General features: G+C 70.2%; 24 protein-coding genes. 1 reads left to right on the top strand and 23 read right to left on the bottom strand.

The window, feature by feature from the left end:
- Positions 1 to 105: 105 nt before the first annotated feature.
- The 15 genes from DEJ03_RS07185 to DEJ03_RS07115 all read right to left on the bottom strand — a co-directional run bounded on the left by DEJ03_RS07185 (position 106) and on the right by DEJ03_RS07115 (position 12,646).
- Complete coding sequence (locus tag DEJ03_RS07185) at positions 106 to 927, bottom strand: PP2C family serine/threonine-protein phosphatase (protein WP_017885739.1); 822 nt, start codon at positions 925 to 927, stop codon at positions 106 to 108.
- Positions 928 to 930: 3 nt separating this feature from the next.
- Complete coding sequence (locus tag DEJ03_RS07180; protein ID WP_110864052.1) at positions 931 to 1,719, bottom strand: FHA domain-containing protein; 789 nt, start codon at positions 1,717 to 1,719, stop codon at positions 931 to 933.
- Positions 1,720 to 1,774: 55 nt separating this feature from the next.
- Positions 1,775 to 2,332: a hypothetical protein gene (locus DEJ03_RS07175; RefSeq protein WP_027465775.1), complete on the bottom strand. Its 558-nt coding sequence runs from the start codon at positions 2,330 to 2,332 to the stop codon at positions 1,775 to 1,777.
- 121 nt (positions 2,333 to 2,453) lie between these two features.
- Positions 2,454 to 3,206: a YaaA family protein gene (locus DEJ03_RS07170; RefSeq protein WP_258370650.1), complete on the bottom strand. Its 753-nt coding sequence runs from the start codon at positions 3,204 to 3,206 to the stop codon at positions 2,454 to 2,456.
- A gap of 14 nt (positions 3,207 to 3,220) precedes the next feature.
- Complete coding sequence (locus tag DEJ03_RS07165; RefSeq protein ID WP_027465776.1) at positions 3,221 to 3,484, bottom strand: F0F1 ATP synthase subunit epsilon; 264 nt, start codon at positions 3,482 to 3,484, stop codon at positions 3,221 to 3,223.
- 1 nt (position 3,485) lies between these two features.
- A complete protein-coding gene (gene atpD, locus DEJ03_RS07160; RefSeq protein ID WP_017885744.1) occupies positions 3,486 to 4,940 on the bottom strand; it encodes a F0F1 ATP synthase subunit beta in 1,455 nt (484 codons plus the stop codon).
- Positions 4,941 to 4,987: 47 nt separating this feature from the next.
- Positions 4,988 to 5,890, bottom strand: a complete 903-nt coding sequence (locus tag DEJ03_RS07155; RefSeq protein ID WP_110864050.1) for a F0F1 ATP synthase subunit gamma — start codon at positions 5,888 to 5,890, stop codon at positions 4,988 to 4,990.
- On the bottom strand, positions 5,891 to 7,519 hold the full coding sequence (atpA, locus tag DEJ03_RS07150) for a F0F1 ATP synthase subunit alpha (protein WP_027465778.1): 1,629 nt from the start codon (positions 7,517 to 7,519) through the stop codon (positions 5,891 to 5,893).
- A 108-nt stretch (positions 7,520 to 7,627) separates the two neighbouring features.
- Positions 7,628 to 8,422, bottom strand: a complete 795-nt coding sequence (locus DEJ03_RS07145; RefSeq protein ID WP_027465779.1) for a F0F1 ATP synthase subunit delta — start codon at positions 8,420 to 8,422, stop codon at positions 7,628 to 7,630.
- 2 nt (positions 8,423 to 8,424) lie between these two features.
- On the bottom strand, positions 8,425 to 8,979 hold the full coding sequence (locus DEJ03_RS07140; protein WP_110864049.1) for a F0F1 ATP synthase subunit B: 555 nt from the start codon (positions 8,977 to 8,979) through the stop codon (positions 8,425 to 8,427).
- A gap of 9 nt (positions 8,980 to 8,988) precedes the next feature.
- Entirely contained in the window at positions 8,989 to 9,231 is a 243-nt protein-coding gene (atpE, locus tag DEJ03_RS07135) for an ATP synthase F0 subunit C (RefSeq protein WP_017885749.1), read from the bottom strand.
- Between the two features lie 61 nt (positions 9,232 to 9,292).
- Entirely contained in the window at positions 9,293 to 10,153 is an 861-nt protein-coding gene (gene atpB / locus DEJ03_RS07130) for a F0F1 ATP synthase subunit A (RefSeq protein ID WP_241660362.1), read from the bottom strand.
- Positions 10,154 to 10,260: 107 nt separating this feature from the next.
- Positions 10,261 to 10,752: a hypothetical protein gene (locus DEJ03_RS07125; RefSeq protein WP_217499674.1), complete on the bottom strand. Its 492-nt coding sequence runs from the start codon at positions 10,750 to 10,752 to the stop codon at positions 10,261 to 10,263.
- Entirely contained in the window at positions 10,749 to 11,975 is a 1,227-nt protein-coding gene (locus DEJ03_RS07120; RefSeq protein WP_027465783.1) for an MraY family glycosyltransferase, read from the bottom strand. The genes DEJ03_RS07125 and DEJ03_RS07120 overlap by 4 nt, the downstream gene beginning before the upstream one ends.
- Positions 11,972 to 12,646 (bottom strand): L-threonylcarbamoyladenylate synthase, encoded by a 675-nt coding sequence (locus DEJ03_RS07115; RefSeq protein ID WP_027465784.1) that lies wholly within the window; start codon positions 12,644 to 12,646, stop codon positions 11,972 to 11,974. Before DEJ03_RS07115 ends, DEJ03_RS07120 begins: the two co-directional genes overlap by 4 nt.
- A 37-nt stretch (positions 12,647 to 12,683) precedes the next feature.
- Here DEJ03_RS07115 and DEJ03_RS07110 point away from each other — a divergent pair, with 37 nt between their 5' ends.
- Entirely contained in the window at positions 12,684 to 13,337 is a 654-nt protein-coding gene (locus DEJ03_RS07110; RefSeq protein WP_139196861.1) for an HAD family phosphatase, read from the top strand.
- A 320-nt stretch (positions 13,338 to 13,657) separates the two neighbouring features.
- On the opposite strand, the gene prmC is transcribed toward DEJ03_RS07110, so the two are convergent.
- The 8 genes from prmC to DEJ03_RS07070 all read right to left on the bottom strand — a co-directional run bounded on the left by prmC (position 13,658) and on the right by DEJ03_RS07070 (position 23,962).
- A complete protein-coding gene (gene prmC / locus DEJ03_RS07105; protein WP_375334823.1) occupies positions 13,658 to 14,455 on the bottom strand; it encodes a peptide chain release factor N(5)-glutamine methyltransferase in 798 nt (265 codons plus the stop codon).
- Between the two features lie 103 nt (positions 14,456 to 14,558).
- Positions 14,559 to 15,641 (bottom strand): peptide chain release factor 1, encoded by a 1,083-nt coding sequence (gene prfA / locus DEJ03_RS07100; RefSeq protein WP_017885756.1) that lies wholly within the window; start codon positions 15,639 to 15,641, stop codon positions 14,559 to 14,561.
- A 3-nt stretch (positions 15,642 to 15,644) separates the two neighbouring features.
- Positions 15,645 to 17,990 (bottom strand): transcription termination factor Rho, encoded by a 2,346-nt coding sequence (rho, locus tag DEJ03_RS07095; protein ID WP_110864048.1) that lies wholly within the window; start codon positions 17,988 to 17,990, stop codon positions 15,645 to 15,647.
- 180 nt (positions 17,991 to 18,170) lie between these two features.
- Positions 18,171 to 19,154, bottom strand: coding sequence for a homoserine kinase (gene thrB / locus DEJ03_RS07090; protein ID WP_181422633.1), 984 nt, complete (start codon positions 19,152 to 19,154; stop codon positions 18,171 to 18,173).
- Between the two features lie 32 nt (positions 19,155 to 19,186).
- Positions 19,187 to 20,266 carry a threonine synthase gene (thrC, locus tag DEJ03_RS07085; RefSeq protein ID WP_071404606.1) on the bottom strand — a complete coding sequence of 360 codons (1,080 nt, stop codon included), beginning with the start codon at positions 20,264 to 20,266 and terminating at the stop codon, positions 19,187 to 19,189.
- Between the two features lie 87 nt (positions 20,267 to 20,353).
- Positions 20,354 to 21,661 carry a homoserine dehydrogenase gene (locus DEJ03_RS07080; RefSeq protein ID WP_110864047.1) on the bottom strand — a complete coding sequence of 436 codons (1,308 nt, stop codon included), beginning with the start codon at positions 21,659 to 21,661 and terminating at the stop codon, positions 20,354 to 20,356.
- Between the two features lie 65 nt (positions 21,662 to 21,726).
- Complete coding sequence (gene lysA / locus DEJ03_RS07075) at positions 21,727 to 23,148, bottom strand: diaminopimelate decarboxylase (RefSeq protein WP_110864046.1); 1,422 nt, start codon at positions 23,146 to 23,148, stop codon at positions 21,727 to 21,729.
- Positions 23,149 to 23,206: 58 nt separating this feature from the next.
- Positions 23,207 to 23,962 (bottom strand): LmeA family phospholipid-binding protein, encoded by a 756-nt coding sequence (locus DEJ03_RS07070; RefSeq protein WP_110864045.1) that lies wholly within the window; start codon positions 23,960 to 23,962, stop codon positions 23,207 to 23,209.
- Positions 23,963 to 24,070 lie beyond the last annotated feature (108 nt).

Below are 24,070 nucleotides of genomic sequence, written 5' to 3'. Positions count from 1 at the left end.
GCCAGCTCTCTCGACGTGGCCATGTCATTGTACGAAGCGTGGGTGACCAACATTCCGCACGCCGATCCCCCACAGCTCGACGTGTTCCCCCAGTTCGGGGGCCAGCTAGTGGCGCGGCAGCGTGTCCTCGAGGTCGCCGTCGTCCGGTGCGGCATCGACCTGCAGCACCACCACGGTGACGTTGTCACGACCGCCGGCCACGACGGCGTCGCCGACGAGGCGCTCTGCCAGGTCCTGCGCGCCCGGCTCACGTGCCGCGATGCGCGCGATCCCGGCGTCGCCGAGCTCCTTGGTGAGCCCGTCGGAGCAGACGATGTAGCGGTCGCCGGCCCGCAGGGGCAGGGTCCACCAGTCCGGCGCCGGCGGTTCCCCGAAGCCGACCGCACGCGTGATGACGTTGCTGTCCGGGTGCTGCTCGGCGTCCTCGGCACGCAGCAGGCCGGCGTCCACCATCTCCTGCACCACCGAGTGGTCGACGGTGACGCGGCGGAGCACGCCGTCCTCGATGCGGTAGGTGCGGGAGTCGCCGACGTTGAACACGAGCGCCGCGGGCTGCCCGAGCGACGCCACGAGCGCGATCCCGGTGACGGTGGTGCCCGCGCCGATGGCGTTGCCACCGGCTGCACGCTCGATGTCGGCGGTCGCGAGGAGCAGCGCACGTTGGATGCCCTGACGCGTGGTGAACGGTTCGGCCGTCACCTGCTCGAGCCGACGCACGACCGCGTCACTGGCACGGTCGCCTGCGAGGTGTCCGCCCATGCCGTCGGCGACGACGAAGAACGGCGCGCCCACGATGTAGCTGTCCTCGTTGTGGTCACGCCGCCGACCGACGTCGGTCGCGGCTCCCCACGAGAGTGTCAGGGTGGCGCCGTCGGCACCGGGGACGTCGATGGCGTGCGCAGTGGCTGCTCGGCCGAGTTCGGTCACGTGTCAGGATCGCTCTCTGGTGGGTCGGGGCGTGCCGTGTGCTGTCTGATCGGAGGGCCACGGGGGAACCGGAGGCAGCCCCTCTGCCGTCGGTGCGACCCGGAGGTACGGCGAGAGGACCTCGATGGCGTTGCCGTCACCGATCTCGACTACCGTACCCGTCAGCGCGACGATCGACGCACCCGACGCCATGCGGTAGGCGGGTGCCCCGGCCGGGCGGACGACGGTCCCGTTGGTGGACCGGAGGTCCTGCACGACGACGGCTTCGCCCTCGGCGTGCATCCGGACGTGGGACGACGACACCTGCCCGTACGTCGACCGCACGGTCACGAGTTCGGGCTGCGGGCCACGGGTGACCCGCGGCAGTGACGGCCGTCGCCCGATGACCACCGGGTGGTCGAGCCGGAAGGTGCGGTCGCCGATGCGGATCGAGGGCACGCGTATCGTGGGAGCGGCGGGCACCGCCGGGACGGCCGGGAGGCCCGGGGCGGCACCCAGGAACGGGCTCGGCCCGGCACCGGGTCGCGCCGGCACCCGGACGACGGTGTCCTCCGGATCGACGTCGTCCACCGCTGCGGGGGGCTGGTCGGTTGCCCCGGCCGCGGGCCGGATGACCGTGTCACCGAGGACCCCGTCGTCGGAACCGGGGTCGGAGTCGGAGTCGGGACCGGCTCCCGGGACGACGGGACCTGCGCGCCGGATGACGGTGTCGTCGACGGCGTCCGCCGTCCGGTCGCCCAGCGATCGTCGGGGTCGCCGGATGACGGTGTCCTCGATGTCGTCGTCGTACAACCGGAGCCCTCCCAGTGTGGTCTCCCCCACCGTAGACGATCCGGTCGACCCCACGTCATCGACGCTCCCACGACGGCCCGCTGCCCGCGACGACCGAGCGCAGGACGAGCCCCGCGAGCGGGTCGTCCGCGCGGGTCTCGAGGGCGTACCGGGCACGCGTCTCCGCCCGGGCCCACGACCCGAGCGCCCACGCACACCAGGCGCCGAGCGACAGGGCGCCGGCAGCGCCCGACGATCCGTCGAACGGGCCGTCCTGCGCCCGCCACACGCGCCACGCATCGGCACACCGGTCACCGGCGAGCCGCACGCGGGCCCGATCGGGAGCCGGGCCGAAACCGTGGAGCGCCGGCGGTGTCGGATCCGCGAAGGGGTCGAACACCCGGATCGACCGGGGATCGGGTGTGCCCTGCGCCGCGATGAACGGCACCAGGGCCATCCGGGGCGCGAGTGCGCCGCACGCGGTCACCACGGCCGTCGCAGCGGCCGTCGACAGGTCGGCGCGACCGGGCGCGACCAGCGCGGCCGCCGCAGCGGGGAGGGTGACCGCCGCGGCGATCTCGCGAGGGAAACGGACTGCGGAGCCGGGGCCGGACTGTGCCGTGAGAGGGATCATGCACGCCATCGAAACGTGCTTGGAGCCTCCAGGCAGGGTCGCCCCGACCATCTGTGGACCGGAGCGAGCCCGCTCACGCCTGTGGAGGACGAGCCGACCCGGCACCCAACCCGGCACCCGCTCAGGCGACGACGGGCTCCAGGCTCTCGGCGACCAGGTCCCAGCCACCCTCGTTGCGCTCGACGACCACGCCGTTCGCGGCCGCCCAACCGACCAGGTCGTCCATGCTGCCGATGCTCGCGCCGGTGCGGGCGAGCAGCGCCACCAGGCGACCCTTCGCGGTCTTGTTCCAGTGGTTCAGCGCACGACGACGACCGGAGCCGTCGACGCTCACCACCCGTGGTGCCACTGCTCCGGACACGGGACCGAGCTGCCGGTACCCCTCGGACCGCAGGTCGAGCACCAGGCCGTCCGCACGGGTCAGCAGGGAACGGGTTGACACCGCGGGCCAGTGCGCGGCCAACCGGATCGAGCCGAGCCGGGAGTCGTGTGAGAGCCGGTACGCCGGGATCGGGTCACCGGCACCGATCGGACCGAACATCGCGGACTGCACGATCACGTGTTCCGCCCACCACGCACGGGTCGCCGCATCCGCGTCCTGCGCGCCCAACGGGTCGTAGAGGACCCCGGTGTACCGCTCGATCGCGGGCATGGTGCCCGAGGTGTCGAGCTCGAGGTTCCGGAGCCGCTCGGCGATCGACTTCGGACCGAGCTTGAGCGCCGTCCTGGCCGAGGACTCCTCGGAACTGACGAAGCGGGCCGCGGTGATCACCGCGGCCCGCTCATCGGCCAGTTCCGGGAACGAGAGCGCACGCAGATCGAGCGTGCGGCTCGTGTCCCCGCCCTCCCGCTTCGTCTCCGAAGGCGGGAGCAGGACGGTCAGTCCGGTCAGGACGCCAGCGCGGCCTGCCGCGCGACGATCGTCACCGTGTCGTGCTCGACCGACAGGAAGCCGTCCTCGGCGTCGACCGCGACGGTCGACCCGTCGGCCCGCGTGATGCGGACCTGACCCTGCGCCAGGATCGCGAGCATCGGCTCGTGTCCGGCGAGGATGCCGATCTGGCCCTCTGTCGTCCGTGCGACGACCATGGTGGTGTCGCCCGACCAGACCTCACGGTCCGCCGAGACGACGCTCACGCTGAGACCCGCCATGTCAGCGGTTCTCCTTCTGGATCTGAGCCCACTTCTCTTCCACGTCGTTGATGCCACCGACGTTGAAGAACGCCTGGGTCGCAACGTGGTCGAACTCGCCGTCGGCGATGGCGCGGAAGGACTCGATGGTGTCCTTGAGCGGCACCGTGGAGCCCTCGACACCCGTGAACTTCTTCGCCATGTAGGTGTTCTGCGAGAGGAACTGCTGGATACGACGAGCGCGCTCGACCGTGATCTTGTCCTCTTCGGAGAGCTCGTCGACACCGAGGATGGCGATGATCTCCTGCAGTTCCTTGTTCTTCTGGAGGATCTGCTTGACGCGCGTGGCCGTCTCGTAGTGGTCGGCACCCAGGTAGCGCGGGTCCATGATGCGCGACGTCGAGGCCAGCGGGTCGATCGCGGGGTACAGACCCTGCGATGCGATCTCACGGGAGAGCTCGGTCGTCGCGTCGAGGTGCGCGAACGTGGTGGCCGGAGCCGGGTCGGTGTAGTCGTCAGCCGGCACGTAGATCGCCTGCAGCGAGGTGATCGAGTGACCACGCGTCGAGGTGATGCGCTCCTGGAGCACACCCATCTCGTCGGCGAGGTTGGGCTGGTAACCCACGGCGGACGGCATGCGGCCGAGCAGCGTCGAGACCTCGGAGCCGGCCTGCGTGAAGCGGAAGATGTTGTCGATGAAGAGGAGCACGTCCTGCTTCTGGACATCGCGGAAGTACTCCGCCATCGTCAGCGCCGACAGGGCCACGCGGAGACGCGTTCCCGGCGGCTCGTCCATCTGGCCGAACACGAGGGCCGTCTTGTCGAAGACACCCGCCTCTTCCATCTCACCGATGAGGTCGTTGCCCTCACGGGTGCGCTCACCGACACCGGCGAACACCGACACACCGCCGTGGTCCTGCGCGACGCGCTGGATCATCTCCTGGATGAGGACGGTCTTGCCGACGCCCGCACCACCGAAGAGGCCGATCTTGCCACCCTGCACGTACGGGGTGAGGAGGTCGATGGACTTGATGCCGGTCTCGAACATCGAGGTCTTGGACTCGAGCTGGTCGAAGGCCGGGGCCTTGCGGTGGATCGGCCAGCGCTCGGTGATCTCGAGCTTCTCGTCCGTGTTGAGCACGTTCCCGAGGACGTCGAAGACCTTGCCCTTGGTGACGTCGCCGACGGGGACCGAGATCGGAGCGCCCGAGTCACGGACCTCCTGGCCACGGACCAGGCCGTCGGTCGGCTTCAGGGAGATGGCACGGACGAGGTCGTCGCCGAGGTGCTGCGCGACCTCGAGGCCGATCTCCTGCGACGAGTCACCGATGGTGATGGTCGTGAACAGGAGGTTGTACATCTCCGGGATTGCGTCGTGGGGGAACTCGATGTCGACGACGGGGCCCGTGACACGGGCGATCCGGCCGACACCGGGCGCCGACGACGTCTCGACCGCGGTGGTTGCGGTGTCGGTCATGGCTGGTGCCTTCCTGAGGGTGGGTATCTGTCCGCGAACGACGCGGACTACTTCTTCTTCGACGAGAGGGCGTCGGCGCCGCCGACGATCTCGGAGATCTGCTGGGTGATCTCCGCCTGACGCGCGTTGTTCGCGAGTCGGGTGAAGTCACGGATCAGCGAGTCGGCGTTGTCGCTGGCCGCCTTCATCGCCTTCTGACGCGCGGCGTGCTCGGAAGCAGCCGACTGCAGCATGGCGTTGAAGATGCGGCTCTCGATGTAGACCGGGAGCAGCGAGTCGAGCACCGCATCGGCGTCCGGCTCGAACTCGTAGAGCGGCAGGGGCTCGTTGCCCTCGGGCTCGTCGATGCCCTCGACGACCTCGAGGGGCAGCAGGCGAACGACCTGCGGCTCCTGGGTCGCCAGGCTGATGAACCGGTTGAACACGATGTGGATCTCGTCCACGCCGCCCTCAGCGGTGTCCTGGAGGAACTTCGCCACGACGGCGTCGCCGATCTCCTTGGCCGTCGAGAACTCCGGCTGGTCGGTGTTGCCGACCCACTGCTGCTCGGACGGACGCTCACGGAACGCGAAGTACCCGACGGACTTGCGGCCGACCAGGTAGTAGACGACGTCCTTGCCCTCGCTGCGGAGCAGGGAGGCGAGCTCCTCGCCCTGCTTGAGGACGTTCGTGCTGAACGCGCCGTTCAGGCCGCGGTCCGAGGTGAAGAGCACGACGGCTGCACGGGTCGACGACTCCGGCTCGGTGGTCAGCACGTGGTCGACGTTCGAGAACGTCGCCACGGCCGACACCGCACGCGTGACGGCCCGCGAGTACGGACCGGACGCAGCCATGCGGGCCTGCGCCTTCTGGATCCGCGACGCCGAGATCAGCTCCATGGCGCGGGTGACCTTCTTCGTGGTCTTCGCCGACTTGATCCGCTGGCGGTAGACCCGGACCTGCGCTGCCATCTAGCGACGACCCTTGACGATCTGCTCCTGGTCGACGTCCTCGGCGTCAGCCGCGTCGAACTGCTCGGAGCCGAGGGTCTTGCCGTCGCTCGTCTGGAAGCTCTTCGTGAACTCGTCGATCTGCTTGTCCATCTCGGCGACGGTCTCGTCGCTGAGCTGGTTCGTCTCGCGCAGGGTCGTGAGGACGTCGGAGTTGCGACGCAGGTGGTCGAGCAGTTCGGACTCGAAGCGGAGCACGTCCGGCACCGGGACGGTGTCGAGCTTGCCGTTCGTGCCGGCCCAGATCGAGACGACCTGCTCCTCGACCGGGTACGGCGAGTACTGCGGCTGCTTGAGGAGCTCGGTCAGACGCGCACCGCGCTCCAGCTGACGACGCGACGCCTGGTCGAGGTCGGACGCGAACATCGCGAACGCCTCGAGCGAGCGGTACTGCGCCAGCTCGAGCTTCAGCGTGCCGGAGACCTTCTTGATCGACTTCACCTGGGCGTCACCACCGACGCGGGACACCGAGATGCCCACGTCGACGGCCGGACGCTGGTTCGCGTTGAAGAGGTCCGACTGCAGGAAGATCTGGCCGTCGGTGATGGAGATGACGTTGGTCGGGATGTACGCCGAGACGTCGTTCGCCTTGGTCTCGATGATCGGGAGACCCGTCATCGAACCGGCGCCGAGCTCGTCGGACAGCTTCGCGCAACGCTCCAGCAGACGGGAGTGCAGGTAGAAGACGTCACCCGGGTAGGCCTCGCGGCCCGGCGGACGACGCAGGAGGAGCGACACCGCACGGTAGGCCTCGGCCTGCTTCGACAGGTCATCGAAGATGATGAGGACGTGCTTGCCCTGGTACATCCAGTGCTGGCCGATGGCCGAACCGGTGTACGGGGCGAGGTACTTGAAGCCGGCCGGGTCGGAGGCCGGAGCGGCGACGATGGTGGTGTACTCCATCGCACCGGCGTCCTCGAGCGCACCCTTGACGGAGGCGATCGTGGAGCCCTTCTGACCGATGGCGACGTAGATGCAGCGAACCTGCTTCTCCTCGTCGCCGGACTCCCAGTTGGCCTTCTGGTTGATGATCGTGTCGATCGCGATGGCCGTCTTGCCGGTCTGGCGGTCGCCGATGATCAGCTGACGCTGACCACGGCCGACGGGGATCATCGCGTCGATGGCCTTGATACCGGTCTGCAGCGGCTGGTGGACCGACTTGCGGGCCATGACGCCGGGAGCCTGGAGCTCAAGGGCACGACGGCCCTCTGCGGCGATCTCGCCGAGACCGTCGATCGGGGCGCCGAGCGGGTCGACGACGCGACCGAGGAAGGCGTCGCCGACGGGGGCGGAGAGGACCTCACCCGTGCGGGTGACCTCCATGCCCTCCTCGATGCCGCCGAACTCGCCGAGCACGATGGCACCGATCTCGTCTTCATCGAGGTTCTGCGCCAGGCCGAGCGTGCCGTCCGCGAAGCGGATGAGCTCGTTCGCCATGACGCCGGGGAGACCCTCGACGTGGGCGATGCCGTCACCGGCGTCGGTGACGTGCCCGACCTCGGCCGTGGAGGCCTTCGTCGGCTCGTAGTTCGAGACGAAGTCCTTCAGGGCATCACGGATCTCATCGGGGCTGATGGTGATGTCTGCCATGGGATTTTCCTTGTGGTTTTCCGGGGCCCTTCGGCTCCGAGAGGGTGACGCTGCCGGACTCGGCAGTTCCCGTTGTGGACTTGGGGAGGAGCGGCTTCGACCGTACGCCTAGCCGGCGAGCTGGAGCCGGAGCTCCGAGAGTCGCGTGGACACGGTGCCGTCGATGACGTCGCCGCCGATCTGCACCCGGACCCCGCCGACGACCGTGGGGTCGACGACCTGGTTGATGCTGATGTCCTTGCCGTACCGCTCGGACAGACCGCGCGTGACGCGGGCCGACTGGGCGGGGGTCAGTGGCGTCGCCGTGACGACGGTCGCGACGAGCTTGCCGGCCTGCTCGGCCACGATGCGCGAGGCATCACGGACGATCTCACCGATGCGGCGGCCGCGGGGCTGCTGCACCAGGGCCGACACGATCGTGATCGTCTGCTCCGAGGCCTTGGCACCGAGGAGCCGCTCGACGAGCGCGCCCTTCTGCTCGGGGCTGCCGAGCTTGGTGCCGAGCGCCAGCTCGAGGCCGGCGTCCGAGCGGACGGCGGTCTCGAAGGCGAACAGCTCCGACTCGATCGACGAGTCCGGACCCGCGGTGGCGGCGACGGCGCGGATGCCCGCGTCCTCGATGCCCGCGAGCAGGTCCTGCTGCGAGGACCAGCGCGAGCCGGCCACCGCGGTCAGGACCGCACGCGTCGCGTCCGACTGTCCGGCGAAGACACGGTCGATGAGGACCTTCTTGCCGGCCGCGTCGGCCGTGGGGTCGGACAGCAGCCCGAGCAGCTGCGGCGCACCGGCGATCGCACGCCCGGAGGCGAGGATCTCGGCACCCGCGGCCAGGCCGGCGCTCGGACCGAGGTCCGACAGCACCGCCCTGGTGGACGCGAGTGCTTCTCTGGTAGCGCTGCGCATGCTCAGTGCTCCCCCGTCTTCGTGGCCTGCGAGGCCTCGAGGTCGGCGAGGAAGCGGTCGACCACTGCGGTCGACTTGGCGTCGTCCTTGAGGGATTCACCGATCACACCGGACGCGAGGTCCAGCGCGAGGGTGCCCACTTCGGACCGGAGTGCCTGGACGGCGCTCTGGCGCTCGGCCTCGATCTGCGCCTGGGCATTGGCCGTGATGCGTGCTGCATCGGCGGCCGCCTGCTCGCGGACCTCGTTGCCGATCGCCGTGGCGTCGGCGCGGGCCTGCTCACGGATGCGCGAAGCCTCGGCGCGTGCATCGGCGAGCTGCTTGTTGTACTCGTCGAGCGCAGCGGCGGCCTGCTCCTGAGCGGCCTCGGCCTTCTTGATGCCGCCCTCGATGGCCTCGGTGCGCTCATCGAGCATCTTCGTGATGCGCGGTGTGACGACAAGCCACATCACCACGAAGATGATGACGAAGGCAAGCGCCGACCAGACGACGTCGTACAACGGCGGGATCAGCGGGTTGTGCGTCTCCTCCGCCGCGATGATGAGTGCGTTGTGCATCGAGGAGCCTTAGTTGGTGCCGGTGAAGATGAAGTACGTGGCGATACCGATGAAGGCCAGGGCCTCGGTGAAGGCGATACCGATGTACATGAGGGTCGTCAGGCGGCCCTGGAGCTCGGGCTGGCGAGCGACGGACTCGATCGTCTTACCGACGACGATGCCGACACCGATGGCCGGGCCGATCGCTGCGAGGCCGTAGCCAACCGTCGCGATGTTGCCGTTGATCTCCGCGAGAACGGTCGTTGCGTCCACGTGTTTTCCTTTCGAGGTGCGGGTCCGACGGTCGCCGGTCCCGTAGGGGGTCAGTGAGGAATCAGTGCTCGTCAGCCAGCGCCAGCTGGATGTAGACGGCGGTGAGGAGCATGAAGACGTAGGCCTGCAGCAGCGCGACGAGGACCTCGAAGAAGCTGAACGCGATGCCGAACGCGATGGTCCCGACGCCGAAGGCCTTGAAGCCGAGCGAAGCGTCGAAGAAGAAGAACTGCGTGGCCGAGAAGAACAGCACGAGGAGCAGGTGCCCCACGACCATGTTCATCAGGAGTCGCAGCGTCAGGGTGACGGGACGGAGCACGAAGGTGGAGACGAGCTCGATCGGCGTCACGATGATGTACAGCGGCCACGGCACCCCGGGCGGGAAGAGCGAGTTCTTGAGGAACGTGCCCGGGTGCTTGCGGAGACCGGCGTAGATGAAGGCGAGGTACGCGACGATCGCCAGGATCATCGGCATCGCGATGCGGCTGGTGCCGGCGAGGTTCATGAACGGGACCAGACCGGTCAGGTTCATGAAGAGCACGCCGAAGAAGATCGTCGCCAGGAGCGGCAGGAAGCGCTTGCCGTCCTTCTCTCCGAGGTTGTCGAAGGTGTTGCGACGGACGACGTCGAACGCGTACTCGATGAACGCCTGACCGCGGTTCGGCACGAGCTTCAGTGCACGGGTGCCCACGAACGCGAACACCAGGAGCACGGCGACGGCGAAGAAACGGATGAGGACGAGCCGATCGATCTCGAACGGCGTCCCGGCGAAGAAGATCGCATCCGGGAAGAACTCGTTGATCGACGGACCATGGAACTCGGCGGCCTTGCTGCTCCCCGCCGCGACGGTGTCAACCGCAGCGGAGAGGGACAGGGGAAGAGCGTGGGATAGCAGCGCTGTCTCCTGTGTCGGCGCGCGCACATCATGGCACGCGATGGTGGACGTTGTGGAGGCTCGTCCGCCCCGAGCGAAAGGCTCCGGTAGCGGACTTGAAGAAGCCTATCAGGTGCGAGAGGCTTCCCGGCTTCTCAGACGCGGGGGGTCGGGTTCCCAGCGTCCGCGGAGTCGTCGAGGCCGTCGCCCGGCAGCCGGACGCCGATCGGGGTGCGGGCCTTCGCGACGGCGACGACGTCGATCACCAGGGAGCCGACGACCCCCGCGATGATCACGATCGCCAGCACCGGGAAGTCGACCCAGTCGCGGTCCTTGAGCAGGACCAGCAGCACGATGAAGACGATGAACTTGAGCAGCCAGGTGCCCATCACGATGCCGAAGAAGGCACCGGAGATCATCTGGCCCTTCGAGACGCGCAGCGCGACGAGGACACTGACCGCGGTGAGCCCGAGGAACACGACGCTCAGCACGGCGCCGAGCAGTCCCCCGACCAACCCCGGGCCGTCCGCGACGAGGAACCCGATGAGCCCGCCGACCACCGCGAGGGCGACGGCGAGGACCGCTCCCCAGGTGATGATGCGGCGGAACACCGGCCGGACGTGGTCGAGCGCGTTCGGTGCGGTCACGTGATGTCTCCAGGGATCGTGCGGTCGTTGGCGGCCCGGTCGAGCGGGTCGAGGCTGGCGTCCACCACGGCGGCGGAACGGTTGGCGGTCTGGGCGGCGATCTCGGTGCGTTTCCGGCCGAGCGGCGCGAAGGTCGCGACGGCGCAGACGGTGAAGCCGACGGACACGAAGACGACGACCCAGTACCAGTCCACGAAGAGGAACAGCAGGCACCCGAAGGCGACGGTGGCGGTCCACGCGTAGAAGATCAGCACCGCGTGGAAGTGCGAGTGCCCCATGTCGAGCAGGCGGTGGTGCAGGTGCTTCCGGTCGGCCGAGAACGGCGACTTGCCCGCGCTGAGCCGTCGGGTGACCGCGAGACCGAAATCCAGGATCGGGACGATCAGGATCGCGAACGGCAACAGGATCGGGATGAACGCCGGCAGCAGCGCCTGGCGTGTCTGCACCGCCGCCGGGTCGATGTTGCCCGTGACCGAGACCGCGCTCGTGGCCATCAGGAACCCGACGAGCAGCGCGCCGGCGTCCCCCATGAAGAGCTTGGCGGGGTGCCAGTTCAGGATGAGGAAGCCGAAGCAGGCCCCGACGAGGACGGCGGTGAGCAGCGAGGGCAGGTTGAAGAAGAACTCGGTCTGGACGACCACGCGGTTGATGAAGAACGTGTAGAGGAAGAAGACCCCGCCGGCGATGATCGCGACGCCGGCCACCAGGCCGTCGAGCCCGTCGATGAAGTTCACCGCGTTCATCACGAGCACCACCGCCAGCACGGTGAAGATCAGGCTCATGTACGACGAGCCGACGCCCAGCGTGTTGCCGATGGGCAGCGAGACGATCGCGACGCCCTGCCAGGCGAGGATGCCCGCCGCGATGATCTGCCCGGCGAGCTTCGTCATCCAGTCGAGGTCCCAGATGTCGTCCGCGACACCGAGGACCACGATGATGGTCGCTCCCCCGAGCACCGCGAGGACGCGGCCGGGTTCGGAGAACACGAGCCGGAAGTAGTCGGTCCCCGCGATCGACGGGAACAGGAACCAGGCCGCGAGCAGCGAGACGATGACGCCGATGTACATCGCGATGCCACCGAGCCGCGGCGTCGGGGTGCGGTGCACGTCCCGCTCGCGGACCTGCGGGTACCACTTGTACTTCAGCCCGAGCTTCCAGACGATCAGGCTCATCACGAAGCTCACGACCGCGGCGATGGCCCCGGCGAGCAGGTAGTACTTCATGTGACGAGGTCGGCTCCGACGACCCGGATGATCTCCTCGTCGGGGATCACCCCGTGCCGGACGATGCGGAGCTTCCCTCCGTCCGACAGCCCGGTGGCGTCGACGATCGTCGAGCCGGTGCTGGCCTCGAAGCCGTCGTGAACCTCGACGGGTCCGCCGTCCAGGTAGATCGCGACGCTGTCACCGAGCATCCGCTCGGCGGCGTCGACGTCCATCGCGGCCGGGTCACCCGTGGAGTTCGCGGACGAGACCGCGAGGGGCCCGACCTCCTGCAGGAGCTCGAGGGCGATCCGCGAGTCCGGCATCCGGAGCGCGACCGTGCCGCGCGTCTCGCCGAGGTCCCAGTCGAGCGACGGCTGTGCGTGCAGGATGACGGTCAGCCCGCCCGGCCAGAACTCGGCAACCAGGTCGCGAACCGGCTGCGGGACCTCGCTGGCGAGGGCGTCGAGCGTGGGCGGACCGGGGATGAGCACGGGCGGCGGCGACTGCCGCGTGCGGCCCTTCGCGTCGAGCAGCCGCTGCACGGCCGTCGCGCTGAAGGCGTCCGCGGCCAGGCCGTAGACGGTGTCGGTGGGGACCACGACGAGCTCTCCGCGTCCGAGGGCGGCACGTGCGAGCCGCATCCCGGTCAGGAGCCCGTCGGAGTCGGTGCAGTCGTATCGGGATGCCATGACTCGACGATGATAGTGCGACACAATGGTGGACATCGTGAACGAGACGCCCGCACCCCCGCTCCTGTTCCTCTTCGACATGGACGACGTCCTGGTCCGGTACGACTGGCAGGTGCGCATGGCCGCACTCTCTGAGTTCACCGGACATGAGTTCCAGGAGCTCCGTCGCCGCTGGTGGGACTGCGGTCACGAGATGCGTGCCGAGGCCGGTGGGTTCGCCGACGGCGACGAGTACCTCGCCGCGTTCGAGCGCGCGATGGAGTGCGACGTCCCCGAGGCCGACTGGGCCCGGATCCGCGGATCCGCCATGACCGAGCTGCCGGAACGCATCGAGGCGGTCCGGATCGCGAGCGAGCACGGGCGTGTCGGGCTGCTCACCAACAACGGTCCGCTCGCCGGCCGCTGGATCCACGAGTGGGCGCCGTCCCTGCCCGAGGTCTTCGGCGAGCACCTGGACACGTCGAGCAACTTCGGCGCACGGAAGCCCGAGCCGGAGGTCTTCCAGCGCGCGATCGCCCACCACGGGGTCCCCGCGGAGCGCACCTTCTTCGCCGACGACATGCCCGAGAACATCGCGGGTGCGCGCAGCGTCGGCATCCACGCGGTCCTGGTCGAGCACGACACCGACCTGCGGGAGCACGTCCGCGCTTTCGTCGCGGCGCAGCAGCGCGAGGCCTCCCCCGTCGCGTAGCCCGCCACGCCCATTCCTTCCCATCGCGGTCGCGCTGGAGAGCAAGAACGGGCACACCTGGTCATCCCGAACGACCCGGTACGCCCGATCCCACCCGGTACGCCCGTATTCTCCCGGCACACGCAGCACGGCCGAGCGACGGGAGGCCCGCCCCGCGCCCGCAACGCCCGTTCCTTCCCATCGCGGTCGCGCTGGAAAGCAGGAACGGGCATACCTGGTCATCCCGAACGACCCGGTACGCCCGATCCCACCAGGTACGCCCGGATCCACCCGGCACACGCACGCGCGGCCGAGCGACGGGAGGCGCGGCTCGCCCCCGGCTAGCGCGTCGCGGTGGTCGTGCGGTCGCGCCCCGTCAGGTCGACGTGCGTCTCCGGGGTGCGGAACCCCCGGCGCGCCAGGACCTCCCGGACTCCGGCGCCCTGCGGCTCGGCGTGCTCGACGACCAGGACTCCCCCGGGCACGAGCAACCGCCAGGCCGTCTCGGCGAGAGCCCGGACGGCGTCGAGGCCGTCCGGCCCGCCGTAGAGGGCCATCGCCGGGTCGTGGTCACGGACCTCGGGGTCGATCGGGATCGCGTCGTCCGGCACGTACGGCGGGTTCGACACGACGACGGACACGGTGCCGTCGAGTTCCGGCAGTGCGTCGGCGAGGTCACCCTCGACGAGTCGGACCGTGCCACCGTGGGCGTCGACGTTCCGCCGGGTCCAGGGCAGGGCCTCGGCCGACCGCTCGACGGCGTAGACCACGGCGTTCGGCACCTCGGTGTCCATCGCGATCGCGATCGCACCGCTGCCGGAGCCCAGGTCCACGGCGATCGGCTCGGGGACCGCGGTCGCCCGCAGCGCATCGATGCCGAACTGCACGACGCCCTCGGTCTCCGGACGGGGCACGAACACGCCCGGACCGACGGCCAGGGTGAGCGCACGGAAGTACGCCTGCCCGGTGATGTGCTGCAGCGGCTCACGGGTGGCCCGACGGGCGACGGCGTGCCGGAAGCGCTCGACGTGCTCCGGGGCGATGCCGCCGCCGATCAGCGCACGGGCTTGGACAGCTCCGCGCGAGGTGTCGGTCGCCCACGCGAGCAGCAGCTCCGCGTCGACCCGGGGCGTCGGCACGCCGACGGCGACGAGCGCCGCGGTCGCCTGCTCGAGCAGGCGATCCGCGGCGTACGTGAGGGGCGTGTCGGCGGTGATCCGGGCCTCCAGGCTGGGTGTGCGCTTACGCGTCCTGGTCGCCGATGGCGGCCAGACGTGCCTCTTCGTCCGCCTGGATGGCGGACTGGATGACGGGCTCGAGGGCACCGTTCATCACGCGGTCGAGGTCGTACGCCTTGTAGCCGGTGCGGTGGTCCGCGATCCGGTTCTCCGGGAAGTTGTACGTGCGGATGCGCTCCGACCGGTCCATCCCGCGGATCTGCGACTTGCGCGCGTCCGAGGCGATCGCGTCGAGCTCCTCCTGCTGGCGCGCGAGGATGCGCGCGCGGAGCACGCGCATGCCGGCCTCGCGGTTCTGCAGCTGCGACTTCTCGTTCTGCATCGCCACCGTGATGCCCGTGGGCAGGTGGGTGATGCGGACCGCGGAGTCCGTCGTGTTGACGGACTGCCCGCCCGGGCCGGAGGACCGGTAGACGTCGATCTTGAGGTCGTTCTGGTTGATCTGGACCTCTTCGGGCTCGTCCACCTCGGGGAACACCAGCACGCCGGTGGTCGAGGTGTGGATGCGCCCCTGCGACTCGGTCTGCGGCACACGCTGGACGCGGTGCACACCGCCCTCGTACTTCAGGTGCGCCCAGACGCCCTGGGACGGATCGGTCGTGTTCGACTTGATCGCGACCTGGACGTCCTTGTAGCCACCCAGGTCGGACTCGGTGCGCTCGAGGAGCTCGACCTTCCAGCCCTTGGTCTCGGCGTAGTGCGAGTACATGCGAAGGAGGTCGGCCGCGAACAGCGCCGATTCCTCGCCGCCCTCGCCGCCCTTGATCTCCATGATGACGTCACGGCCGTCGTCGGGGTCGCGTGGGATGAGCAGCCGGCGGAGACGCTCCTGGCGCTCCGACAGCTGCTCCTCGAGCCCGGGGACCTCGTCCGCGAACGCCGCGTCTTCACGCGCGAGTTCCTGGGCGGCGGCGAGGTCGTCCCCCGCCGCCTGCCAGGCCTCGTACGCGGACTTGATCTGGTTGAGCTCGGCGTACCGCCGGTTCACCTTCTTCGCCCGGGCCGCATCGGCGTGGAGCGCGGGGTCCGACAGCTGCTGTGTCAGGTCCTCGTGTTCCGCCAGCAGCCCCGCTACCGACTCGAACACGCGTTACTCCTGGTGGCCGTTGTGGTGGGCGCCGGTCGAGGGGACCGACTTCTGCACCTGCACCAGGAACTCGACGTTCGACTGCGTCTCCTTGAGGTTCCGCAGCACGATCTCGAGGGCCTGCTGCGGGTCGAGCCCGGCGAGGGCCCGGCGCAGACGCCAGGTGATCTTGACCTCGTCGGCGGAGAGCAGCTGCTCCTCGCGACGGGTGCCCGAGGCGTTCACGTCGACGGCGGGGAAGATCCGCTTGTCGGCGAGGTGACGGTTCAGGCGGAGCTCCATGTTGCCGGTGCCCTTGAACTCCTCGAAGATGACCTCGTCCATCTTGGAGCCGGTCTCGACGAGCGCGGTCGCGAGGATGGTCAGCGAGCCACCGTCCTCGATGTTGCGCGCGGCACCGAAGAAGCGCTTCGGCGGGTAGAGCGCCGCCGAGTCGACGCCACCGGAGAGCACACGGCCCGACGGCGGGGTCGACAGGTTGTACGCACGGCCCAGGCGGGTGATCGAGTCGAGCAGCAGCACGACGTCGTGGCCCAGCTCCACCAGGCGCTTCGCACGCTCGATGGCGAGCTCCGCGACGGTGGTGTGGTCCTCGGCGGGACGGTCGAAGGTCGAGGCGATGACCTCGCCCTTCACCGTGCGCTGCATGTCGGTGACCTCTTCGGGCCGCTCGTCGACGAGGACGACCATCAGGTGCGCCTCGGGGTTGTTCTTGGCGACGGCGTTCGCGATGGCCTGCAGCACGACGGTCTTGCCGGCCTTCGGCGGGGACACGATGAGACCGCGCTGGCCCTTGCCGATCGGCGACACGAGGTCGATGATGCGGGTCGACAGCTTGCCCGGCTCCGTCTCGAGGCGCAGGCGCTCGTTCGGGTACAGCGGGGTGAGGTCGTTGAAGTCGACGCGGGCCGCGGCCTCGTCGGCGGACTGGCCGTTGATCGACTCGACGGCCACGAGCGCGTTGTACTTCTGGCGGCTCTGCTGCTCGCCGTCACGCGGCTGCTTGATCGAACCGACGACGGCGTCGCCCTTGCGCAGGTGGTACTTCTTCACCTGGCCGAGGGAGACGTAGACGTCGCTCGGGCCCGGCAGGTACCCGGTGGTGCGGACGAAGGCGTAGTTGTCGAGGACGTCGAGGATGCCCGCGATCGGGATCAGGACGTCGTCCTCGGTGACCTCGGGCTCGAAGTCGTCGTTCTGGCCGCCACGGCCGCGCTTGCGGTCGCGCTGGCGACGGCTGCGGCCGCTCTCGGCCTCGTCGGCGTGCTGTTGCTGCTGCTGCTTCTGCTGGCCGCTCGTCTGCTGCTTCTGCTGACCGGCATTCTGCTGCTGCTTCTGGTCGGCCTTGTCGTCCTGCTTGGCCTCGGCCTGCTTCGGCTGGTCGTTCTGCTTCTGGCCGCCGTTCTGCTGACCGTTCTGCTGCTCGCCGCCGTTCTGCTTCTGCTGGCCGCCGTTCTGCTGGCCGCCGTTCTGCTGGTCGGCACCGTTCTGCTTCTGCTGGCCGGCGTTCTGGCCGCCGTTCTGCTGCTCGGCGCCGTTCTGCGGCTCGCCGTTCTCGGCGTTCTGGCCACGGCCACGACCGCGACCACGGCTGCGACGACCGCGACGCGAGCCGCCCTCGCCCTGCTCGGAGTTCTGGTCGCCCTGGTCGTTCTGGTCGCCGGACTCGTTCTGGTCCTGGTCGGCCTGCACGGCGGACGTCGGAGCCTGCTGGCCCTGCTGGCCCGCCTGGCTCGGCTGCTCGGCCTCGGCGGGTGCCGACGCCTGCTGGCCCTGGTCGGCGGCGCGCTGCTCGGTGCCACGCTGGTCGGTGCCACGCTGCTCGGCGTTCCGCTGGCCACGGCCGCGACGCTGCGAGCCGGACTGCGCGGCTTCCTGGGCGTCCTTCTCGGCGCGGACCTGGTCGAGCCCGGCGAGGAGGTCCTCGGTGCCGGTCTGGCCGTGGTTGGTGTGCTCGGCGGCCGAGGTCGGCGCGGCGTTCACGGTGCCGCCGGACGATGCGCGGCGCGAACGACGGGCACGGCTCGGGGCTGCCGACTCGGCGGGTGCCTCGGAGTCGGCGACGGGTGCCTCGGCAGCGGGCTGCGCGGGGGTCTCGGCGGGCTCCGGCAGGGTCGGCTGCTCGGTGGCGGCCGGCTCGGCGGGGGTCTCGGCGACGGCGGCGGCGGCCGGGGCGGCCGGCGTCTCGTCGACGGGACGCTTGTCCTCGATGGAGGCGATCAGGTCGCCCTTGCGGAGCTTGGAGAGCCCGGTGATGCCGAGCGAGGAGGCGATGCGCTGGAGCTCCGGGAGTCGGAGGGCACGCAGGTCGCTGGGGATCTCCACCTGGGCGGAGTTGTTGTCGGTCAAGGTCGGTGTTTCCTTTCGAACCGCAGAACGCGGAGAGTTTCCACCGTCCCGGATGCAGGGTGAGCATCGACCGCCGTTCAGACGACGGATCGGGATTCGGTGATCAGAAAGAGATGCACACTCGCGCACCGGACCCTGCGACGTCGCAGGAGCTGTCCTGAGGACGAGCGATCCGTACGGTTACGCGGGTTCGGCTTCGAGCGCCGAGTGCGCTGCCACTGTAGCACCACCGAGATCGACGGCCAGCATGAGCGGCCGCCAGTCGGATTCGGCGTGTCGCTGCACCAGTTCGGCGGCGGTCAGGCGCTGTGCCGGGTCGCTGCCGAGGACGAGCAGGCTCGGCCCGGCACCGGAGACCACCGCGGCGAGGCCGTGCTGTCGGAGCAACCGGATCAGGGCGTCGGTCTCGGGCATGGCGCTGGCGCGGTACGCCTGGTGCAGACGGTCCTCGGTCGCGGCGAGCAGCAGCTCGGGGCTCTGGATGAGCGCCGCGACGAGCAGCGCCGAGCGGGAGACGTTGAACGCGGCGTCGGCGTGCGGGACCTGCTCGGGCTGCAGGGAGCGCGCGAGCTTGGTCGAGAGCGTCGAGGTCGGCACGAACACCACCGGGGCGACACCGCGGTGCACCAGGAGCCGCTTGTAGGCCGGGCCCTCGGCGGTCATCCACGCGATCGTGAGCCCGCCGAAGAGCGCTGGCGCGACGTTGTCCGGGTGGCCCTCCATCTCGGTGGCCAGGGTCAGGAGCGTCGAGGCGTCCAGGTCGACGACGCCCTCGAGCAGACCACGGGCAGCCATCAGCCCGGCGACGATCGCCGCGGCGGAGGAACCGAGACCGCGGCCGTGCGGGATCGCGTTCGTGGCGTGCAGCTCGAGTCCGGGCTGGTCGACACCGGCGTGCTCCAGGCCACGGCGGACCGCACGGACGACGAGGTTCGTGTCGTCCGTGGCGACCTCACCGGCACCGACGCCCTCGACCGTGACGGTCGCGCCGGGTTCGGAGCGCACGCGCACCACGACCTCGTCGTAGAGCGAGAGCGCGAGGCCGAGCGAGTCGAAGCCGGGGCCGAGGTTCGCCGACGTGGCCGGCACCCGGACGCGGACCGCCGATCCGGTCGGCAGCGCACGGACCGCCCGTCCGGCCGGTACAGCACTGCGGGCGGTCATGCCCTCTCCCGGTCCGGACGAGCGGTCGGAGATCACTGCTCGCTGACCAGACCGAGCACGTCGGCGATCGACTTCGTGTCGACCGGCACGCTCGTCGGGGTGACCTCGCCGCCGTCGGGCGTGCGGAGCGCCCACTGCGGGTCCTTCAGGCCGTGGCCCGTGACCGTGATGACGACCTTCGCGCCCTTCGGCACGACACCGGCGTCGGCACGCTCGAGGAGCCCGGCGACACCGATGGCCGATGCGGGCTCGACGAAGACGCCGACCTCGGCAGACAGGATGCGGTGTGCGGCGAGGATGGCCTCGTCGGTGATGGCACCGAAGTAGCCGTCGGTCTCCTCCCGCGCCTCGAGCGCGAACTGCCACGAGGCCGGGTTGCCGATGCGGATCGCCGACGCGATGGTGTCCGGGTGCCGGACGACCTCGCCGTGCACGATCGGGGCGGAACCGGCGGCCTGGAACCCGAACATGCGGGGCAGCTTGGTGCTGCGGCCGGCGGCGACGTCCTCGCGGTAGCCGCGCGAGTACGCAGTGTAGTTGCCCGCGTTGCCGACGGGCAGGAAGTGGAAGTCCGGTGCGTCACCGAGGACGTCGACGACCTCGAACGCGGCGGTCTTCTGCCCCTCGATGCGGTCGTTGTTGACGGAGTTGACGAGGTGCACCGGGTAGTTCGCCGCCAGGTCGCGGGCGATGTCGAGGCAGTCGTCGAAGTTGCCCTGCACCTGCAGCAGCTGGGCGTCGTGGGCGACGGCCTGGCTGAGCTTGCCCATGGCGATCTTGCCCTCGGGCACGAGCACCGCAGCGGTGATGCCGGCGTGCGTGGCGTACGCGGCGGCCGAGGCGCTGGTGTTGCCGGTCGAGGCGCAGATGACGGCCTTCGCGCCGTGCTCGACGGCCTTCGAGATCGCCATCGTCATGCCGCGGTCCTTGAACGAACCCGTCGGGTTCATGCCCTCGAACTTCACGTAGACCTCGGCGCCGGTGCGCTCGGAGAGCCGACGAGCCGGGATGAGCGGCGTGCCGCCCTCACCGAGCGTGACGATGGGCGTCGCCTCGGTCACGTCGAGTCGGTCGGCGTACTCGCGCAGGACTCCCTGCCACTGGTGGGCCATCAGGCTTCTCTCTCTGTCCGGTGGGGTGGATCTGGTGGTGGTGCGGCTCGGTGGGCCTGCAGGTCGGCCTGGACGCCCGTGGTCGCGTCAGCGACCGACGACGCGCAGGACGCTGGTGACGTCCAGGACGACGTCCTCGCCACGGAGGGCGACGACGGTGTCCGCCAGGTCGGCCTCGCGCGCCAGGTGGGTGCCGATGACGAGCGTCGCGGTCCCCTCGGCTGCGCCGGTGGTGGTCTGTTCGACCGTCTCGACGCTGACGCCGTGCTTCGCCAACACGCCGGCGACCGTCGACAGCACGCCGGGGGCGTCCGTGACGTGCAGGGTGATCTGGTAGCTCGTGCGGACGGTGCCGATCGGGAACACCGGCAGCTCGGACTGCGTCGACTCGGCGACACCCGGGCCGCCGATGACGTGCCGGCGGGCCGCGGAGACCAGGTCGCCGAGGACCGCCGAGGCCGTCTCGACGCCACCGGCACCCGCGCCGTAGAACATCAGGTCGCCGGCGGCCTCGGCCTCGACGAACACGGCGTTCTTCGCACCGTGCACGCTCGCGAGCGGGTGCGACTCGGGCACGAGGGCCGGGTAGACGCGGGCGCTGACGCCCTCGCGGCCGTCCTCGTCGGTGAGTCGCTCGGCGGTCGCCAGGATCTTCACGACGTAGCCGGCCTTGCGGGCGGCGCGGACCTGGTCGATCGTGACGTGGGTGATGCCCTCGCGGTGCACGGCGGCGAGCGGCACCGAGGTGTGGAACGCCAGCGAGGCCAGGATCGCGGCCTTCTGCGCGGCGTCGTAGCCCTCGACGTCGGCGGTCGGGTCGGCCTCGGCGTAGCCGAGCTCCGTCGCGGTGGCCAGGGCGTCCTCGAACGTGGAACCCTTGCGGTCCATCAGGTCGAGGATGAAGTTCGTGGTGCCGTTGACGATGCCCATGATCCGGACGATGCGGTCACCGGCGAGCGAGTCGTGCAGCGGACGGATGATCGGGATCGCCCCGGCCACGGCGGCCTCGTAGTAGAGCTGCGCGCCGACCTGCTCGGCCGCGGCGAAGAGCTCCGGGCCGTGGGTCGCGAGCAGCGCCTTGTTGCCGGTGACGACGTCCGCGCCCGACTGCAGGGCCTGGAGCACGAGGGTGCGCGCCGGCTCGATGCCGCCGATGAGCTCGACGACGATGTCCGCGCCGAGGATGAGCGATGCCGCGTCCGTGGTGAAGAGCTCCGCCGGCAGGTCGACGTCGCGCTGCGCGTCCACGTCGCGCACGGCGATTCCGACCAGCTCCAGCCCGGCACCGGCGCGCGAGGCCAGCTCGTCGCTGTGCTCGAGGAGCAGTCGCGCGACCTGGGAACCGACCGAGCCGGCCCCGAGCAGCGCGACACGGACGTTGCGGTATTCGATCATCTGGTAGCGGTTCCTGTCGGTGGGGGTGCGCCCTGCGGGGTGGGCGGACCCGGTCGGGTCGGGGGTCAGCGGCCGGTGCCCTCGGCGGGCACGGCGGCGACCCCGGTGTCACGGGCGAGGAGGTCGTCGATCGTCTCGCCCCGCACGAGGATACGGGCTGCGCCGTCCGCGACGGCGACGACCGGCGGGCGGCCCACGTGGTTGTAGTTGCTCGACAGCGCCCAGCAGTAGGCACCGGTGGCCGCGACGGCCAGCAGGTCACCGCGCTGCACGTCGCCGGGCAGGTACTCGTCGTTCACCACGACGTCGCCGCTCTCGCAGTGCTTGCCGACGACGCGGCTCAGCACCGCCGGGGCGTCGGAGGTGCGGCCGAGCCGGGCCGTGTAGTCGGCGCCGTACAGGGCGGGACGGATGTTGTCGCTCATCCCGCCGTCGACCGAGACGTACGTGCGGGTCGCGCTGCCGCCGTCGTCGGTCTCGAGCGTGACCGGCTTGATCGTGCCGACGCGGTAGAGCGTCACCCCGGGCGGGCCGATGATGTAGCGGCCCGGCTCGACGGCGATGTCCGGCACCGGGATGCCGCGCTCGGCGCAGGCCTCGCCGATGATCGTGGCCAGTGCGTCGGCGACGTCCTCGGGGGCGAAGGCCGAATCGGCCTCGGTGTAGTCGATGCCCCAGCCGCCGCCGAGGTTCAGCTCGGGCACCGGCCCGGAGGCCACGAGCGTCGCGTGCACGTCCATGAGTCGACGTGCGGCCTCGCGGAAGCCGGCGTCGTCGAAGATCTGCGAGCCGATGTGCGAGTGCAGCCCGACGAAGGCGAGCGAGGGCTCGGCGCGGGCGGCTGCTGCGGCCTCGACGGCCTCGGACAGCGGGATGCCGAACTTCTGGTCCTCGCGGGCGGTCGCCAGGTACTCGTGGGTGGACGCGTGCACACCGGTGTTGATCCGGATGCGCACGCGCTGCACGACCCCGGCGTCGGCGGCGGCACGGGCGACGCGCTGCACCTCTTCGTGGCTGTCGAGCACGATCGTGCCGATGCCGACCTCGACCGCGCGGGCGATCTCGGCGTCGGACTTGTCGTTGCCGTGGAAGCCGAGCCGGCCGGGGTCAATGCCGCCGGCCAGGGCGACCGCGAGCTCACCGGCGGTGCAGACGTCCACGCGCAGGTCGGCCTCGGCCATCCACGCGACGACCTGCGTCGTCAGGAAGGCCTTGCCGGCGTAGTAGACGTGCGCGTGGCTGCCGATGCGCTCGAACGCCTCGGCGAACGCGTTCCGCACGCGGACGGCGCGGGACTGGACGTCACGCTCGTCGACGACGTACAGGGGCGTGCCGAACTGCGCGACCAGGTCCGTCGCGCTGATGCCGCCGATCGCCAGGGTGCCGTCGTCGGTCCGCGTCGCGGACGCGGGCCAGATGCGGTCCACCAGTTCGGAGGCGTCCGTCGGGAACCGCAGCCGCGGCGGTGCAAGGGGGTTCTCGCTCACGGGACCCGATCCTACCGACGCGAGCCGTTCCTCCAGGCCGCGTTACGCACCCGTCCGCTCAGCCGCAGGTGCCGACCGTCCGCAGGCCGTCCTCGTTGAGCGGCAGCGCATCCGCGGTGATGCGGACCGTCGCGTCCGACTTCGACACGTCGAGCGAGCGCACGCGCAGCGCCTCGGGCAGGAACTGCGCGGTGCAGACCTGCACCGGGACACCGGTGACGCCCGGGATCGAGTCGACCTTCAGGCCGAGGTCGGAGTTCGTGATCCGGACGCTCTCCGGGGTGATCGAGATGCCGCGGCCGTCGTCCTGCGCGACGACGGCGCCCTTCGCCGCGTAGGTGATGTCGTAGCCGAGCACCGATGACGACCCCGTCAGTTCGACGCCGCCGTCGACCAGGTTCATCCGGTCGAACAGCGGGCTGTACTTCGCCAGGTCCTTGACGCTCGACGACGCCAGGGTGACCGTGCCGTCGACGTCGCGGACGTCACCCTTGCCGTCCACCGGCACGTCCTGCGCGGTGACGTCGGCGGCGAGCGGGATGCCGTCCACCGTGAGCTTCGCCGAGGAGATCTCGACGCGGTCGAGCGTGCCGCTGATGAGCTGCGGGATGACGATGCCCTCGGCGTGGGCGTCGACCTCGCCGGTCGTGCCGTCCGGTAGCGACTGCTCGACCTGCTGGGCGATGATCCGGTCGACGACGCCGCGCAGCACGAACTCGGCGACGACGACGAGGGCGGCGAGCACGACGACGACCACGAGCAGGACGACGGGCCAGCGGCGGCGCGTGGTGGGGCGTTCGGTGGCTGCGGGCATGCGTCCTACCCTGCCAGTCCGGTCTGCGGCCCAGCTGCGGCCGGGCTGCGGCCGGGATGCAAAACACCGGTGTTCGCGCTCGACACCGCGGAATGCGGGTGTTCGGTG

Source organism: Curtobacterium sp. MCLR17_043 (assembly GCF_003224215.1).
GTDB lineage: Bacteria > Actinomycetota > Actinomycetes > Actinomycetales > Microbacteriaceae > Curtobacterium > Curtobacterium flaccumfaciens.
This window is presented reverse-complemented; position numbering and strand designations above follow the sequence as displayed.